At 56.0% G+C, this 15,737-nt stretch carries 15 protein-coding genes; 7 read left to right on the top strand and 8 right to left on the bottom strand.

The window, feature by feature from the left end; all coding sequences use genetic code 11:
- Positions 1-65: 65 nt before the first annotated feature.
- Both ykgO and TH5_RS18525 read right to left on the bottom strand, forming a co-directional pair.
- A complete protein-coding gene (gene ykgO, locus TH5_RS18530) occupies positions 66-191 on the bottom strand; it encodes a type B 50S ribosomal protein L36 (protein WP_007090004.1) in 126 nt (41 codons plus the stop codon).
- Between the two features lie 150 nt (positions 192-341).
- Positions 342-1,388, bottom strand: coding sequence for a methyltransferase domain-containing protein (locus tag TH5_RS18525; RefSeq protein ID WP_114123094.1), 1,047 nt, complete (start codon positions 1,386-1,388; stop codon positions 342-344).
- 184 nt (positions 1,389-1,572) lie between these two features.
- On the opposite strand from TH5_RS18525, the gene TH5_RS18520 reads away from it, so the two are divergent.
- On the top strand, positions 1,573-2,931 hold the full coding sequence (locus TH5_RS18520; protein WP_114123093.1) for a DnaJ domain-containing protein: 1,359 nt from the start codon (positions 1,573-1,575) through the stop codon (positions 2,929-2,931).
- A gap of 58 nt (positions 2,932-2,989) precedes the next feature.
- Here TH5_RS18520 and TH5_RS18515 read toward each other — a convergent pair whose 3' ends face one another.
- The 3 genes from TH5_RS18515 to TH5_RS18505 form a co-directional block, all read right to left on the bottom strand.
- Positions 2,990-4,450, bottom strand: a complete 1,461-nt coding sequence (locus TH5_RS18515) for an aminoacyl-histidine dipeptidase (RefSeq protein ID WP_114123092.1) — start codon at positions 4,448-4,450, stop codon at positions 2,990-2,992.
- 146 nt (positions 4,451-4,596) lie between these two features.
- Positions 4,597-5,106, bottom strand: coding sequence for a GNAT family N-acetyltransferase (locus tag TH5_RS18510; RefSeq protein ID WP_114123091.1), 510 nt, complete (start codon positions 5,104-5,106; stop codon positions 4,597-4,599).
- A 47-nt stretch (positions 5,107-5,153) separates the two neighbouring features.
- Positions 5,154-6,728 (bottom strand): sensor domain-containing diguanylate cyclase, encoded by a 1,575-nt coding sequence (locus TH5_RS18505; RefSeq protein ID WP_244204970.1) that lies wholly within the window; start codon positions 6,726-6,728, stop codon positions 5,154-5,156.
- A 367-nt stretch (positions 6,729-7,095) separates the two neighbouring features.
- Here TH5_RS18505 and TH5_RS18500 point away from each other — a divergent pair, with 367 nt between their 5' ends.
- Together TH5_RS18500 and TH5_RS18495 are read left to right on the top strand one after the other, a co-directional pair.
- Complete coding sequence (locus TH5_RS18500) at positions 7,096-7,728, top strand: NUDIX domain-containing protein (protein WP_114123089.1); 633 nt, start codon at positions 7,096-7,098, stop codon at positions 7,726-7,728.
- A 130-nt stretch (positions 7,729-7,858) separates the two neighbouring features.
- Positions 7,859-8,857, top strand: coding sequence for a cysteine synthase A (locus TH5_RS18495; RefSeq protein WP_007090011.1), 999 nt, complete (start codon positions 7,859-7,861; stop codon positions 8,855-8,857).
- A 64-nt stretch (positions 8,858-8,921) separates the two neighbouring features.
- Here TH5_RS18495 and TH5_RS18490 read toward each other — a convergent pair whose 3' ends face one another.
- The gene (locus TH5_RS18490; RefSeq protein ID WP_114123088.1) at positions 8,922-10,202 is read right to left on the bottom strand and encodes an MFS transporter; all 1,281 of its coding nucleotides are present in this window, start codon (positions 10,200-10,202) and stop codon (positions 8,922-8,924) included.
- A gap of 110 nt (positions 10,203-10,312) precedes the next feature.
- On the opposite strand from TH5_RS18490, the gene TH5_RS18485 reads away from it, so the two are divergent.
- Positions 10,313-11,230, top strand: a complete 918-nt coding sequence (locus tag TH5_RS18485; protein WP_114123087.1) for a LysR family transcriptional regulator — start codon at positions 10,313-10,315, stop codon at positions 11,228-11,230.
- A gap of 3 nt (positions 11,231-11,233) precedes the next feature.
- Here the strand turns inward: TH5_RS18485 and TH5_RS18480 are convergent, their stop codons facing one another.
- Positions 11,234-11,743 (bottom strand): P-loop nucleotide/nucleoside kinase family protein, encoded by a 510-nt coding sequence (locus TH5_RS18480; protein ID WP_114123086.1) that lies wholly within the window; start codon positions 11,741-11,743, stop codon positions 11,234-11,236.
- A 135-nt stretch (positions 11,744-11,878) separates the two neighbouring features.
- Here TH5_RS18480 and TH5_RS18475 point away from each other — a divergent pair, with 135 nt between their 5' ends.
- The 3 genes from TH5_RS18475 to TH5_RS18465 all read left to right on the top strand — a co-directional run bounded on the left by TH5_RS18475 (position 11,879) and on the right by TH5_RS18465 (position 14,855).
- Positions 11,879-12,895, top strand: a complete 1,017-nt coding sequence (locus TH5_RS18475; protein ID WP_114123085.1) for an LLM class flavin-dependent oxidoreductase — start codon at positions 11,879-11,881, stop codon at positions 12,893-12,895.
- A 201-nt stretch (positions 12,896-13,096) separates the two neighbouring features.
- Positions 13,097-14,665, top strand: a complete 1,569-nt coding sequence (locus TH5_RS18470; RefSeq protein WP_114123128.1) for an L-lactate permease — start codon at positions 13,097-13,099, stop codon at positions 14,663-14,665.
- A gap of 4 nt (positions 14,666-14,669) precedes the next feature.
- Positions 14,670-14,855: a hypothetical protein gene (locus TH5_RS18465; RefSeq protein ID WP_062949325.1), complete on the top strand. Its 186-nt coding sequence runs from the start codon at positions 14,670-14,672 to the stop codon at positions 14,853-14,855.
- A 3-nt stretch (positions 14,856-14,858) separates the two neighbouring features.
- On the opposite strand, the gene TH5_RS18460 is transcribed toward TH5_RS18465, so the two are convergent.
- The coding region (locus TH5_RS18460) for an MFS transporter (protein ID WP_147250132.1) at positions 14,859-15,737 on the bottom strand (879 nt) is incomplete at its 5' end.

Here is a 15,737-nt window from a genome sequence, read left to right as displayed (position 1 = left end):
AAAACGCCGCATTGGATGAACCGATGCGGCGTTTTGTAAAACCTGTGAGAACAAGGTACCGGGAATTAACCCTGGCGCGCCTTGAAACGCGGGTTCTTTTTATTGATCACGTATACGCGGCCACGGCGGCGCACGATACGGCAGCCTTTTTCCCGCAGCTTCGCGGATTTCAATGAGTTCCGGATCTTCATAATAGTAAACCTTAGAAACTTGGCCCCTTCGAGGAAGCCGGAAAATAGAAGTACACCCTGCCCCTGTCAACACCTAAAACAGGTTGCAGCGACAGAATTCGGGACAAAGTCCATTCATTCGTCGCCAGCAGCAGACATGAAACCGGTCGATCACCTGATCGTTGCGTAGAACCGATAAAATGCCAGCGTCCCGTTTTCAAGCATTTTTACGCGATTCATCCACATTTCCATCTCCGGCACCAGATATGCCAGAACATCCGGGTCCAATCCGCTATTCTGGATATCGGCAAGCATCGCCATCCACGCGGTCTTGATCTGCTTTACATGAACATCTGACTCGTCCTTGGCGATACGAATGTCGAATTTCAGCTTGCCCAGTGCATTCTTGTAATGGTCCGCCGTCCAGGGGTAAGGTCGGAAATCCTCGTGCTTGGCCCATTCGGCGACGGCATCTTCGTGCCCTTCGGATGTCAGGACATAGTCTGTCAGCAATATCTGGCCATGATCGCGCAACGTTTCCGCCAGCGACACCAGCAGAACATCCTTGTTTTCAATGTGGAACAGGTCCCCAAACGAATAGACCACGTTAAAATAGGCTTTGCGCAATTCCGGGCTGGACGGGTCGAATGCCTGCACCGGGACCTTTTTCTGAACACCGGCCTGAACGGATCGCTCCATACCCAGCAACGCCAGTTCACCATCACGTTCATAGGCTGTGACCCAGACCCCCAGCTTATCGGCAAGCAACCGCGCCACCCCGCCAAGCTTCGCGCCGATTTCAAGACAGCTCATGGTTTCGTCAAGCGCAAGCGGCTTTGCCAGTTCCAGTGCATAATCATGACCACCGGGGATCATGATCCCGCGATCAAACAGCTTGGCATAAAGCTTGACCCGTTCTGGCGGCCAGCGACCAATTTCATCATCAAGTTCAAGCTCGCCCAGTTCCGGCTCGACCGGCCGGGCAAGAAACAGGCGCATTTTGTGAAGCCACGCCCGGTAATCATCGATTTCTTTTTGCAGAAGATAATATTCGACCGGGTTGTCATACCCCTGCCAACGAGCGCGAAGCTTTGTCCCAAGGCTAAGCCTGTGGCCATCCGGCATCACAAATTCGGGCATATCACCACCGTAACCATCACCGTGGTCAAGGACATCGCCGTCATGGTCGGCATTGCGTTGCCAGAATTTAAGTTTCAAGGCGGATACTCGCTAAGCGGTTCGCGGTGGACGGATCAATTCTTGCAAAATATGGCAAATACGCAAAAGTGACAACGTGTTAAGATTTCAATCATATGATCCTGACGTCGATACGAATATAAATTGAACATGTTTTACCTGTCCGGCTTCGGGACAATATTTATGTGCGGGATGCCCTTCACGAATGAGTCAGGATCACCACGAGACCTATTATCGCCTGCTTAAAATTGCGCCCGGTGCCAGCGCAAAGGAAATCAAGCTTGCCTATCGCAAACTGGCGTTCGAATTTCATCCTGATCGAAATGCAGATATCGATGCCGAAGAAAAATTCAAGGACATCACCGAAGCCTATGAAATCCTGATCGGCACACGCAAGGCTCCACCAAATACGCCTCGCAACGGTAAAAACAGCACCGGCGACACAGCAGGCAAACAGCAAAACGGCCCCTATGGTCCGCAGGCTGCCGGGGCGAAAAATGCCGGATCGCAACGCACCCGACAGGGCTTTGCCGGTACCGGTCGCAAGGCCGAAACCAACCGCGAAAGCGAAGAAGACAGGTTTGCACGTGCCAACGAGGCCTATCGCCAGCAGCAGGAACGCAACGCGGCCCGCAAATCAAACATTCATCCGGGGGCCAAACGCCATGCAAAAAACCGTACGAACCCGGATCAGGCCGGATTTGTGCGCTGTGCGGTCACCGAAGTCGTATCAGCCCAACCCCGTCAGGTGGAATTCACCATTGTTCGCGGCTTTCTGAATTCCCTGAAAATCGAAAAGATCACGGCCAATCTTGCCCCGAAGGGGGCAAAGCGCATGGCACTCAAAGCCAGCTTCAAAACATGGCTGCGGGGTTTCTGGGGCTGGCGCAGCTTTATTCCTGCATGGCGGGCCATTATTGGCAATATGCGGGGTGGTACCCTCCCCGCGGAAGGCAATGCAAAACTTCTGTTCACGCAGGCCACCGCCTTCGAACGCAGCGGAAATAAACCGCTTGCCCGGGCCGTCTTATTACAGGCCAGTGATTTCATCGGCACCAACCGGTCGGTGCTGGCCGAACAGATCCGCGCCAATCTGCGGCGTCTGGATGACGGAAAGCCCCTTCGCCGGGTACGCAGCGAATGGAAACAGGCCGGTATGCTTGATGCACTTTTGCATCTAAGCCCGCTATTTGTTGTCATTTTCTGTCTGCTGGTTGCATTTGGGCCGGGACAGGGCTTTGTCAGTCACGACATTCCGAAACTTGTGTCCGAAAAGACCAGCGAACTGACGCGCAAAGTCGAACAAATCATCGGCGAGGAACGCGATCCCTATTACATCGATCGTGATCTTCTGAACATGCGCGAAGGCCCCGGCATCGAATATCCGGTCATGCGGCGTCTGGCACGCTTTGAAACCGTCTATATCGACGGACCAAGCGAGGATTTCTGGATTGAAATTGAAACCGCCCTTGGCGAGACCGGCTTTGTCAATCTGGATGCGCTGGTGCCCGGAAGCGGCGCAAAGGCACGCGATGAGTGGTGTGCCACAAACAGTTGCGACTGACCGCAAATACGGTCAGTCGCAACAGACTTCTAATCTGTAGGTTACCAAGTAACCAAAATCAGTTTTTGACCGGAATCGCCTTCAGCGCCGCCAGAAGATAATCCCAGAAACGCAGGACACTTGGCACATGGACGCACTCGTCCGGGCTATGTGCGCGTTTAATGGTCGGGCCGAATGAAACCATATCCCAATGCGGATATTTCGCCCCCAATACACCACATTCCAGACCGGCATGAATGACCCGGATTTCAGGATCCTTGCCAAACATGTCGCGATGAACGGTCTTCATCATATTGACGACTTCGCTGTCCGCATTCGGCTTCCAACCCGGATAGGCATCGCCCCACTTCACCGTGGCCCCGATATTTTCAAACACCGATGTCGCAACCTCGCGAAGGGCATCACGCGCCGAATTGATCGAACTGCGCGCCGAAAGGGTAACATCCGCCTTGCCATCGGCCAGCTTGACAATCGCCAGATTGATCGACGTCTCAACAACACCTTCAACGCTGGTGCTCATGGCGTGCACACCGTTCGGCGCCCCGACAACCGCGTTATTGAAACGTTTGGAGTCCGTTGCACTCATCGCTTTTGCGGGCACCGCGGCATCTTTGGCTGCAATGGCAAAGTTCGGCTCGATCGCGCCGATCTCGTCTTTGATCTCGGCTGCAAAGCCGCTCAGTGCACCATCAAAGGCCGATGCCTTGTCAGACGGCAGAACGACCGTTGCAAAGGATTCCCGCGGGATCGCGTTACGCGCCGTACCGGCATTGATGGTAACGATCCGCGCGCCAAGATCACGAATGGCGGTACGGAGGAAACGCGCCATCAGCTTGTTGGCATTCCCAAGTCCAAGGATGATATCGATCCCTGAATGCCCGCCCTTAAGACCGGTCAGGGCAATTTCACGTGCAACCTGTCCGCTTTCAACGGCTTCGGGGGTATAGGCAAAACTCGCGACCAGATCGCCACCACCGGCACAGCCCACGCAAAGCTCGTATTCGTCCTCGGTATCAAGGTTCAGAAGGATTTCGCCCTTAAGTCGGCCGGGCTCCAGATTCATCGCACCGGTCAGACCGCGTTCTTCATCAACCGTGAACAACAGTTCCAGCGGACCGTGTTCAAGACCTTCTTCGGTCATGAAGCCCATCATCGCCGCCGCACCGATGCCGTTATCAGCACCAAGGGTGGTGTTATCCGCCGTGATCCATTCGCCATTCATCAGCATGCGGATCGGATCGGTATCAAAATTGTGGGTCGAACCACTATTGGCCTGCGTCACCATATCAACATGGGCCTGAAGGATCGCCATCTTGCGATTCTCGAATCCCGGTTTCGCCGGAATGGAAATAACAAGGTTGCTACCGCTGTCGCGGAAATGCTCAAAACCCTTGGCATCGGCCATATTTTCCAGAAGCTGCAAAACGGCTTCTTCCTTGGTCGACGGGCGCGGGGTGTCGCAAAGTTTCTGGAAGTTCTCCCAGATTGCGACCGGGGCAATTTTGCTGATTTCATTCACGGTGGCGCTCTCCTGTATCGTTTATTTGCCGCGTATGTAACGGGCATTTCGCGGGTGCCCTAGCTGCTTAACGCATCGGCGGATCAATTTCCAGATCATCTAAGGGATTTTACGCACACTCCTTTCCGGATTGGTGGCTGCGCTAACTAGTCGATCCCGATCCTCCTGCTCCGCCGCTCCAGCAGCAACACATCGCGCCATTTCCCCTGCATCGGTCCATATCCCATACGTCCGAACCCTGTGCGGCGGCACAGGACTTCGAATCCGTGCTTTCGATGCAGGGCAACACTTCCGGTATTTTCGGGAAATATTCCGGCTTCCAGTGACCAAAAACCGTTTTGTTCAGAACCTTCGATCAATGCCTGCATCAAACGGCTCCCGATCCCCTGCCCCTGACAGCGCGGATCGACATAAACCGATACCTCGGCAACACCGGCAAAGGCACACCGCCCCGAAACGGCGGATAATCCGGCCCAACCGGTTACCTGTCCGGCATCGTCAAGCGCGACATAGCGGCATTTCGTCAAATGCCCGCCATCCCAGTCGGCCCATGTTCCGCCATTTTGTTGAAAGGATGCATGACCGGATTTAAGCGCCCGATCATAGATATCGACAACCGCGCTTCCATCCATCGCCTGCATATCGCGAATGTTCATTTTTCGCCTGCCACTTTACGCAAAGCGATACGGTAATTCAGTCCGGATCAACTGTCGATATCGTCATCAAAGGTCAGGAACTTGATGCAGTCACGACCGGCTTCCTTGGCGGCATACATCGCCCGGTCTGCCGTCAGCATCGCCTGCTCCAGCTCGACAAAATGCCCGCGCAATTCCCCGCCAACGGTGACACCAAAACTTGCCGTGATGGTAACGTTCTCATCGCCGCTATTGCCAACCGGTATTTCGATTGCACGGATCATTGTTGCCAGCCGTTCGGCGATCCGTTTGGTCACTGCTGCTGTTGCCGACGGCAACAGAACGGCAAATTCCTCGCCGCCCAGACGCACGACAAGATCATCATCTCGAAGCGCCTGGCGCAGGGTTACTGCGATTTTCTCAAGAACCCGGTCACCGACCGAATGGCCATAGGTGTCATTGACATATTTGAAATAATCGACATCCAGAACCACCAACCCGAACTGCCAGACCTTGCCCTTCAGTTGCCGGATTTCACGCAGTCGGCTGACCGCCGATTCAAATCCGCGCCGGTTCAATGCCCCGGTCAGCGGATCGGTCGACGCCAGCGCATCAAGATGCTGTTCCTTGCGTTTATGGCTGGAAATATCCAGTGCGGAAACCATCACGCCGCCATCTTCCATCAGGTTCATGCGGATATCGGCATGGCAACCGGATGGTGTTCTGACACTTTCGTTATTGGCGTGCCCGTGGCCGCTTTTGATCATGGCGTCATACATCTCGCGCAGGATCGTGATATCAAAGACGGGCGCATCATCGCTGTTGCCGGATTCTGCGCCAAACAGACGGGCAAATTCGCGGTTGTAATTCACAACATTCTGACGGATATCAAGCATTGCAACCGCTGACGGCACCATGCGGATGACTTCGGTCACGGCTTCTTCAAGGCCGGCCTTGGTCCGCATCAGGGCTTCGTTCATTTCGACTTCTTCGCGTACATCATGCGCGGTCGTCAAAATAGCCGGACGACCATCATGCCACAGGATGCGTTCATCGGTCAGGTCCCGCCAGACGATATTGCCGTTATCAAGAACATCACGCACACGATGGCGTTCGCCTTCCCGTTCGCCATGCAGAATATCGGCAACATGCTTTAAGGCACGTTCGCGATCCGCGTCGGGAATAAATCGCAATATGTCGGGCTTTTCCATGAATGCACTGGCATTATCCGCCCCCATCAGGCGGGCAAAGGCATCATTGACATAAAGCGCTGTCATATCGCGATGGACCATCACACCGATAAAGGACCGGCCCAGCATGTGATCGACCTGCATCGCGGTCGTGCCGTTATCAATCAGCTGCGCAGTTGTCAGGACAGCATTTTCCTCGGCCCATTCAACGGTCTCGTCGCTGATCTCCATCCAGACCGGCGTGCCATCGGTACGCAGGTTATAAACCTTTTTCCAGCCATGGAACCCGGTGGCTTCCTGAAATTCCGCCACCAGCTTGGCCGCTTCGTAATGGAAACTTGGCGGGATATATTGCCGAAGGTCAGGCTCCGACATGAAATCCTTCACATCTTTGCGACCAAGCATTTTCGCGTAGGCATCATTGACATACACAGCGGTCAAATCCCTGTGCACGACAACTCCCACTCGCGATCGCCCGTAAAGACGCGCAATTTCTGTCGGTTCGAATCGCATCAAAGCCCCGTTATCCCCGCCAATGCGATCTAACGCGCCATCTATCCGGCCTGGTGGCGTTTATTCCGCGCGCTAACTGATCAAATGCTATACTATATTAACAATAATTAAAATACGACACGGTCGCTTTCACCCTTGCGAATAGTTGCATTGCAATATTCAGGGTTCCTTCTGCGTGCGTTGTCATGATTTCTCTCGCCAATCACGAATTTCCACTGCCCTCTTCTCTTCACAAAGCTGTTGTGAAACCATGGGATATATGTTGTCGACGGAATAGAAATTCCAGAACCATGACCGGGCAAAATTTATGCAACAGCAAAATAATTACGAAATCATCCGCCGGACACGCGGCTGGGATGGTCACTTCAAACTCGATGTCTATGAACTCCGTCACAAGTTGTTTAACGGCGGCCAAAGTGCGGTTCTGCAGCGCGAGGTTCTTGAACGCGGCCATGCCGTCGCTGTCCTGCCCTATGACCCGGTGCGCGATGAAGTCGTTTTGATCGAACAATTCCGCCCTGGGGCCATTTCGGTCCATCAGCGGTTCCCTGAAATGCCGCTTTGGCTGACGGAAATTGTCGCTGGCATCGTCGAGGACGGCGAGGAAATGCAGGATGTCGCGAACCGCGAAACCATGGAAGAAGCCGGTTGTTCGATCATCGGCGAACTTGAACTGATTTCACGCTATTATGTGACACCCGGCTGTTCGAGCGAGACGGTGACAATGTATTATGGCCGGGTCGATGCATCGGGTGCCAGTGGCCTGCACGGGCTTGAGGAAGAAGGCGAAGACATTCGTGTCTATACGGTATCGTCCGATGAATGCTTTGCCATGTTGCGTGATGGACAACTCTGCAATGCAACGGCGACGATTGCCATTCAATGGCTGATGCTCAATCGCGACCGTATTCGCCGGGAAGCTGGGGTTTCGGGCGTGTAAACGTGTTTGCCGGATGCGAGTTAATTAACACACAAATTTAGTGGTAATTTTTAATCAATCTTGACTTTTGTGTATAAAAGACCCAATCAACAGGTAACAAAACACGTTCTAACCACGCTTGGAGTCTGTCATGGACATTCGCAATGGCACCATTGAAGCCATTGGCCGCACCCCGCTTGTGAAACTCAGAAAGGTTTCCGAGCTAACGGGCTGCACCATTCTGGGCAAGGCGGAATATGCCAATCCGGGCGGATCGGTCAAAGACCGCGCGGCCCTTGCCATCATTCGCGACGCGGAAAAACGCGGCCTGCTTAAGCCCGGTGGCGTGATTGTCGAAGGCACTGCGGGTAATACCGGCATCGGTCTTGCCGTTGTCGGCAACGCGCTTGGCTATCGCACCGTGATCGTCATCCCCGAAACGCAAAGCCAGGAAAAGAAAGACCTGCTGCGTTTGCTGGGTGCCGACCTTCGCGAAGTCCCCGCCGTCCCCTATCGCGATCAGAACAACTATGTTCACGTCTCGCGCCGTCTGGCCGAAGAACTGGCAAAGACCGAACCGAACGGTGCCATCTGGGCCAACCAGTTCGATAACGTCGCCAACCGTCAGGGCCATATCGACACCACCGGCCCCGAAATCTGGGAACAGACCGATGGCAAGATCGATGGCTTTATCTGTGCGGTCGGTACTGGCGGGACGCTTGCCGGTGTATCGATGGCGCTTAAGGATCGCAACAAGGACATTCAGATCGGTCTTGCCGATCCGATGGGGGCGGCTCTTTACAGCCACTATAAATTTGGCGAACTGAAATCCGAAGGAAGCTCGATCTCCGAAGGGATCGGTCAGGGACGGATTACCGCCAACCTCGAAGGCATCGATATCGATCACCCGTTCCAGATTTCAGATGATGAAATGCTGCCGATCGTCTTTGATCTGCTCAAGGAAGAAGGGCTGTGCATGGGCGGTTCGACCGGGATCAACATCGCCGGTGCGGTACGTCTGGCCCGTGAACTCGGCCCGGGCAAAACCATCGTCACCATCCTGTGTGACCTTGGCACCCGCTATCAAAGCAAGCTGTGGAACCCGGCCTTCCTCAAGGAAAAAGGTTTGCCGAGCCCGGACTGGCTCTAAGCCCGCCTGTTACCGGCTATCAAACAAAAACCCCCGCCTTCTGGCGGGGGTTTCTTTTTATATGTCAGGCAACGGCCTCAGCCCGTCTTGCGGCCTGCCAAAGGTAAGTTCCGCAAATCGCCGCACCAATCAGAAGTGCCCCGGCAAATGCCGCCACCGCGTCCCAGCCGCCATGCGACCAGAACCAGCCACCGACCGATCCCATGATGCTCGACCCCAGATAATAGGCCAGCAGATAAAGCGATGACGCATGTCCCTTGGATTGCTTTGCCATCCGCCCGACCCAGCCACTTGCCACCGAATGGGCCACAAAGAACCCGCTGGTCAGAACCATGATCCCGCCGATCATGCCCCAAAGGCTGGAAAGCAGGGTCAAGGCAACCCCAACACCTGCAATCAGGATCCCCGCCAGCAAAACCGGGCCCCGGCCGATCCGGTCGGACATGGCACCGGCAATGGATGACGTCACCATCCCGCAAAGATAAACCACAAAAATCAGACTGATCTGCCCCTGGCTCAGGTCATAGGGGGCCGCGGATAAACGGAACCCGGCATAATTATAGACCGTCACAAAACAGCCCATCGCAAATGCCCCGATCAGGAACACGAATGGCAGGCCGGCATGGCGCAGATGCCCTTCCCACGCCCGGACATGATATGACAATTGAAAACCGGGGCGGCGCACGAAATTGCGCGAGGCAGGCAGCAGGATGACAAACCCAAGGGCGGCGAGCAGCCCAAGTGCGCCCATCGCACCAAGTGCCAGATGCCAGCCAAACATATCGGTCAGAATGCCGATCACCACGCGGCCACTCATGCCGCCAAGGGCGGTCCCGCTGATATAAATCCCCATCGTGGTGCCAAGGCCGCGCGGATGCATTTCTTCGGCCAGATACGCCATCGCGACCGCAGGAACCCCGCCCAAAATCAGGCCCTCAAGCGCACGCACCACCAGAAATGCATGCCAATCGGAAAGCAATGGCGCAATCAGGTTCAAAAGCGATGCCCCGCACATCGACGCAAACATCAACTGCTTACGCCCAAACGCTTCGGATACCGCCCCGGCAAGCAGGATGGCAAAGGCAAGGAACCCGGTCGTCAGTGACAGCGCAAGCGAACTCGATGCCGGGCTAACGGCAAAATCACGCGCCAGTTCCGGTAAAAGCGGCTGCACGCAGTAAATCAGCGAAAAGGTCGCATAGCCCGCCAGAAACAGCGCCAGACTGATCCGGCGAAATTCCGGCGATCCCGGTTCGGTATAAACCGGCTCGGCCCCGGCAACTACTGGCTTGATGTCATCATTGGCAGCCTGCGCTGCGGGGCTTTTCGCCCGATAGGCACTCATACTTCCGGCCTCGTTTTGAAGAATTCTGATCTGACCGAAAGGATTGCAGCTTTCCCGATATCCGTCCAATATATGTCACAGTCGTTTTCGATATGTTTTAGAGATACCGGATGGAACTGCGCCATATTCGATATTTTCTTGAAGTCGCCCGCGAGGGGAACTTTACCCGTGCCGCAGCGCGCATCGGCATTGGTCAACCGCCGCTAAGCCAGCAGATCCGCGATCTTGAAACCGAAATCGGCACCCAGCTATTTCACCGCGTCCCGCATGGCGCGGAATTGACCGAGGCCGGAACTGCCTTTCGCGATATCGTGCAGCATTTCCCCGAACTGGCCGAACGCGCCATCCGTGCAGCCCGTCGCGCCGGTCGCGGTGAAATCGGCTCGATCCGGGTGGGCTTCACCGCATCCGCAGCCTTCAGCCCCAGCGTCCCACGCGTTTTCCGTGATTTCCGCCGGTCCTATCCGGGGATTGAAATGACGCTGGAAGAAAACAATTCAGCCCGCCTTTTGAATGCATTGATGGACGAACAGCTCGATGCCGTCTTCCTGCGCCAAGGTGCTGCCAACAGCGATGCCATCAAACTGCATCGCCTGAAATCCGAACCGATGCTGATCGTGCTTCCGGCGGGTCATCCGGCGGCACAAAGTGAAACGGTGGCACTCGAAACCCTGCGCGATGACGCCCTGATCCTGACCCCGCGCCAGGTCGGACCAACCCATTTTGATATCGTCGTTGCCGCCTGCCGTGCCGCCGGGTTTGAACCGGTCATGGGGCAAAGCGCGCCGCAATTGGGATCGGTGATCAACTTTGTCGCTGCCGAACTTGGCTTCTCGCTTGTCCCCGCCGCCATGGCACAATTGCAGGTCAACGGGGTGGTCTATCGCAAGGTCGCGGGGGATGTCCCGATGGCGCATCTGGCACTGGCCTATCGCAGCAACGATATCTCGACCGTACTGCGCAACTTCGTCAGCCGCACGCTGAATGCGCATCGCGCAGAAGATCAGGAAAGCGACATAAGCAACTGAATATTATTTGTTTTTATTGACGACATCACAGATCGCATCAACCGCCTGATCGACCGTCATCTTTGCCGTATCAATGATCAGATCAACCCCGTCCCACGGCTCGTAATGACGGCCAAGGACCTTGTCCCAATCGGGCTGATGCAGGTTTTCAATATCGCAAGACCGCGTTTCGACACGGTGGCGATGCTCCCCCGGATCGGAACAGATCAGTTCAATCTGCACATACGGTTTCCCGGCGTGCTCTGCTGCCAGTCGCCATTCACTTCGGGTTTCTTCAACCGAATTGACCGCATCGCCGATCACTGTCAGGCCGAGCTTAAGGTTATCGGTGGCCTGCCGGTTGGCAACCATATAGCCGACCGGACCGATATCATCATCGGGCGGCACCCCGGCATCAAGGATCGCCTGCTCTATCGTGTCGATCCGAAGATGCACCGCACCGATTTTTTGTGCCAGTGTGCGTGCGATGGATGTCTTGCCAACACCGGGCAAACCGCCAAAAATGATCAGCATATTCTATCCTTTCTCCGGTCCTGACCCTAAAACCGACACTCCCGCACTGGCAAGCATCTGATTTTGGGCTAGATTAATCCCAACACTGAAATCCGGCGCGCCGTTTTCGGCCTGCGCCCAACTGGGATTATGCCTATGCCCCGTTTTTCCGTTCTTGATCTTTGCCCCGTTAACGAGGGCGAGCACCCGCGCGATGCCTTGCGCAATACGCTTGAACTCGCCCAGCATGCCGAAAAGCTCGGCTTTCATCGTTACTGGCTGGCCGAACATCACAACATGCCCGGCATCGCCAGTGCCGCAACCTCGGTCGTCATGTCGCATGTTGCGGCGGGCACCAAAACCATTCGTGTCGGTTCAGGCGGCGTGATGCTGCCCAACCATGCGCCGCTGGTGATTGCCGAACAGTTCGGCACCCTTGATGCCCTGTATCCCGGCCGTATCGATCTGGGTATCGGACGGGCACCGGGTACCGACCAACGCACCGCCGCCGCCCTTCGTCGTGATATGCACGGGACCGAGGAACGCTTCATTCAGGACGTGCTTCAGGTTCAGCAATTCCTTGCCCCGCTTGAAGGCAACCCGCCAATCCGGGCCGTTCCGGGTTATGGCTCCGAAGTCCCGATGTGGCTTCTGGGCAGCAGCCTGTTTTCCGCTGATCTGGCGGCCCGTCTTGGCCTGCCCTTTGCCTTTGCGTCACACTTTGCGCCCGATATGCTGATGGATGCGCTGTCGCTGTATCGCCACCGGTTCGAGCCCAGCAAACAGCTTGATAAACCCTATGCGATTGCCGCAATGGGCTTCTTTGCCGCCGATACCGACGAGGAAGGCGAATTTATTGCCACCTCCATGCAGCAGCAATTCCTGAATTTGCGGCGCGGTTCGCCGGGCCAATTACCCAAACCCGTCAAATCGATGGATGACATCTGGAACCGGGTGGAAAAGGCCGGGGTTGATCATGCCATGCGCTGTGCCGCAATCGGCTCGCGCGATACCGTACGCAAAAAACTGCGCGATTTCATTTACATGACCAAGGCCGATGAAATCATGGTCACCGCCAATATCTTTGATCACGCGGCACGGCTGAAATCATTCTCGATTGCCGCCGAACTGCGTGACGAACTTGACGCCGAACAGGCCGAAAAAATCGCATGAAACTGCGCCTGAAACACTTCATCAGGTAATTATCGGGCCCGATCCATGCTGATCGGGCCCGTTCTTGTATTTCATCATATGAAATGCATCCGCACTGACCCCAACTGTTTTCTTGCGCTTGCAGATGCGCTGGGACAAGATGTCGGCCCGGTTGGGAAATCAACCGCAACACATTGTTCCAAAAGGTTTTGGCTCGCCCCCATGACAGACTTCCTTCTGGCTGCCCTGCCAATCGCCACCATTCTGTTTCTGATGATCAAGGCAAACTGGGGCGCGGCACGCGCCGGTGCGGCCGCATGGTTCGTCACCGTTGCCATCGCCATGATCGCGTTTGGTGCGCCGACCGATATGCTGATCATCGCGCAGGCCAAGGGCGTGATGCTGGCACTTTATATCCTTTATATCGTCTGGGCTGCCCTGATCCTTTATTTCGCGGCCGAAGAAGCCGGGGCCATCAAGACCATCGGGCGGGCCATCCGCCAGCTAACCGATGATCGCCCGTTGCAGTTGCTGATCCTTGGTTATGTGTTTGCCACCTTCCTGCAGGGCGTCGCCGGGTTCGGTGTGCCGATTGCGGTGATCGCCCCGCTTTTGCTCGGCATGGGGTTCTCGCCCGTCATCGCGGTTGCCGCCCCGATGATCGGCCATAGCTGGTCGGTGCTGTTTGGCAATATGGCAACCTCGTTCGAGGCCCTGATCGGCGTTACCGGCATTCCCGGCACTGAACTAACGCATTATTCCGCCATTCTGCTTGGCCTGTCGGGCTTTACCTGTGGGGCGGCGGTTCTGTGGCTGGATGGCGGTTTTCGCACCGTGCGTCGCCGGATCGTGCCGCTGGTGCTGATTGCCGGTGTCATGGGTGTTGTTCAATATCTGATGGCGAATTACGGCGTCTGGACGCTGGGCGGGCTGACTGCCGGGATTGCCGGGCTTGTCACCTCGATCATTGTCACCCGGTTCTGGAAACCCCATCCGGATGATGTGGCCGAAACCACCGAAGACGACCATCACCACATGCCTTTGATCGAGGCACTGACCCCTTACCTCGTTTTCATGGTGATTGTCGGTCTGGCAACCTTCGTCGCACCGGTCGAGGATTTCCTGTCCGGCCTTCGCCTGACCTTCGATTTCCCGGCGGTTTCAACCGATCTTGGCTGGAATATCGATGCCGAAAGCGCCAAACCGATTGCCATTTTCGGCCATCCCGGCGCGTTGCTGCTGTATACCGCCGCCATCAGCTTTGCCTTTTTCAAAATCCGCGGGCGCTATGATAACGGCATCGCCAGACGCATCTGGCAACGCACGGTCAAAAGCGGCCTTCCGACCAGCATCGGCATGGTGCCGGTTATCGGCCTTGCGATTATCATGGATCACGCGGGCATGACCTACGCGCTGGCCGAAGGTGGCGCTGCGCTGTTTTCCGGCTCCTTTGCCATCGCCTATCCGGTGGTGGCACCAGCCATCGGCGCCCTCGGGGCCTTCATGACCGGCAGCACCAACAATTCCAACGTGGTCTTTGGCATGTTCCAGCGTCACACCGCCGAACTTTCGGGCATTTCCACCGCCCTTGTTCTGGCCGCACAGGCAACCGGCGCATCGCTTGGCAGTATGCTGGCCCCGTCAAAAATCCTGGTCGGCTGTTCGACCGTCGGGCTTTCGGGCAAGGAAGGGCCGGTTTTATCGGTCGTGCTGAAAACCGGTGTCCTTCTGACCGCCCTTTGCGGCTTCATGGCGCTGGGCCTGTTGCTGATTGCGATGATCGGGGGTTAAGACCATGAAAAACAAACTGTTCAATCCGGTCTTTCTGTTTCTGGCATCCCTGATCCTGCCGCTGGTCGCGTTCGAAGCCCTGATCAACGAAGATGCCGCCCTTTCCGGCATCCTGTCTGGCATACCTGTGGGCGGCATTCTGTTTGGCCTGTTTGCAGCCATCATGGCCCTGATCGTCATCAAGAAATAGCTGCTAGCCGGTAGGGGTTGCCCGCCGGATTTCAGGATCAACGGCAACCCGTTTTTTGCGTGTTCTCATTGTCCCGGCCAGAAGGCCAAGACAGGCAAAAATAACCACGGCACGATCTGGCCCCATGCGGTCCAGCAGGAACCCGAAAACCGGTGCGCCAGCCGTCTGACCGATGGCAATGGTCAAAAAACCGATCATCAGGCCAGTGGCGGGCCGATCCCGAAGTGCCCGCACACCCCACACCAGATACACCCCCGTTAACGTGACATAGGCCCCGCCAAACAAAACCCCGCCTGCGAACGTTACGGCCATAAACGTGCCTGTTCCCGCAGCAAGAATACCGATCGCCATCAGTGCCAGAAAAGCCCAGTGCACCCGGTTGATCCCGAACCGGGCCAAAAATGCCCCTGCCCACGCACCGGCAATACCACCGATCCCGATGGCAACCCACAATGCACCGCTGCCGCTTTCCCCCAGATCAAGCTGCATCCGTGCAAGCTGCCCGCCAAATGACCAGATTGCCGTGCTTGCCGCCCCCATCAGAAAGGCCGCGCAAATCAATCTGGCGACATCCCCTTTCAGGGACAGCATTCCACCTTTGGACTGTGTGGCCGCGGCCTTTGTCCCGCGCGGAATTGTCCGTATAAGGACAATCGTCAGGATAATGGCGGCACCGGCAAATACCGCAAAGACAAGCCGCCATTGGCCACCAATCATCAACGCAATTGGCCACGACAACATCACGCCAACACTGGTCCCGGCATTGATCACGGTATTGGTCATATCCTGCCGGTCACGTCGCACTGCCACCGCAACAGCAGCAGCCATCGGCGGCGATGCCAGACCGGTGCTGGCCCCGGCAATCATAACCGCCACCGCCAG

The organism is Thalassospira xianhensis MCCC 1A02616, from assembly GCF_003326475.1.
Taxonomy (GTDB): domain Bacteria; phylum Pseudomonadota; class Alphaproteobacteria; order Rhodospirillales; family Thalassospiraceae; genus Thalassospira; species Thalassospira xianhensis.
This window is presented reverse-complemented; position numbering and strand designations above follow the sequence as displayed.

Coding starts and splice junctions, on each gene's coding strand:
- TH5_RS18495 (WP_007090011.1), top strand. CDS start 7,859: ATGGACATTCGCAATGGCACCATTGAAGCCATTGGCCGCACCCCGCTT.
- TH5_RS18465 (WP_062949325.1), top strand. CDS start 14,670: ATGAAAAACAAACTGTTCAATCCGGTCTTTCTGTTTCTGGCATCCCTG.
- TH5_RS18510 (WP_114123091.1), bottom strand. CDS start 5,106: ATGAACATTCGCGATATGCAGGCGATGGATGGAAGCGCGGTTGTCGAT.
- TH5_RS18500 (WP_114123089.1), top strand. CDS start 7,096: ATGCAACAGCAAAATAATTACGAAATCATCCGCCGGACACGCGGCTGG.
- TH5_RS18475 (WP_114123085.1), top strand. CDS start 11,879: ATGCCCCGTTTTTCCGTTCTTGATCTTTGCCCCGTTAACGAGGGCGAG.
- TH5_RS18485 (WP_114123087.1), top strand. CDS start 10,313: ATGGAACTGCGCCATATTCGATATTTTCTTGAAGTCGCCCGCGAGGGG.
- TH5_RS18490 (WP_114123088.1), bottom strand. CDS start 10,202: ATGAGTGCCTATCGGGCGAAAAGCCCCGCAGCGCAGGCTGCCAATGAT.
- TH5_RS18480 (WP_114123086.1), bottom strand. CDS start 11,743: ATGCTGATCATTTTTGGCGGTTTGCCCGGTGTTGGCAAGACATCCATC.
- TH5_RS18470 (WP_114123128.1), top strand. CDS start 13,097: ATGACAGACTTCCTTCTGGCTGCCCTGCCAATCGCCACCATTCTGTTT.
- TH5_RS18520 (WP_114123093.1), top strand. CDS start 1,573: ATGAGTCAGGATCACCACGAGACCTATTATCGCCTGCTTAAAATTGCG.
- ykgO (WP_007090004.1), bottom strand. CDS start 191: ATGAAGATCCGGAACTCATTGAAATCCGCGAAGCTGCGGGAAAAAGGC.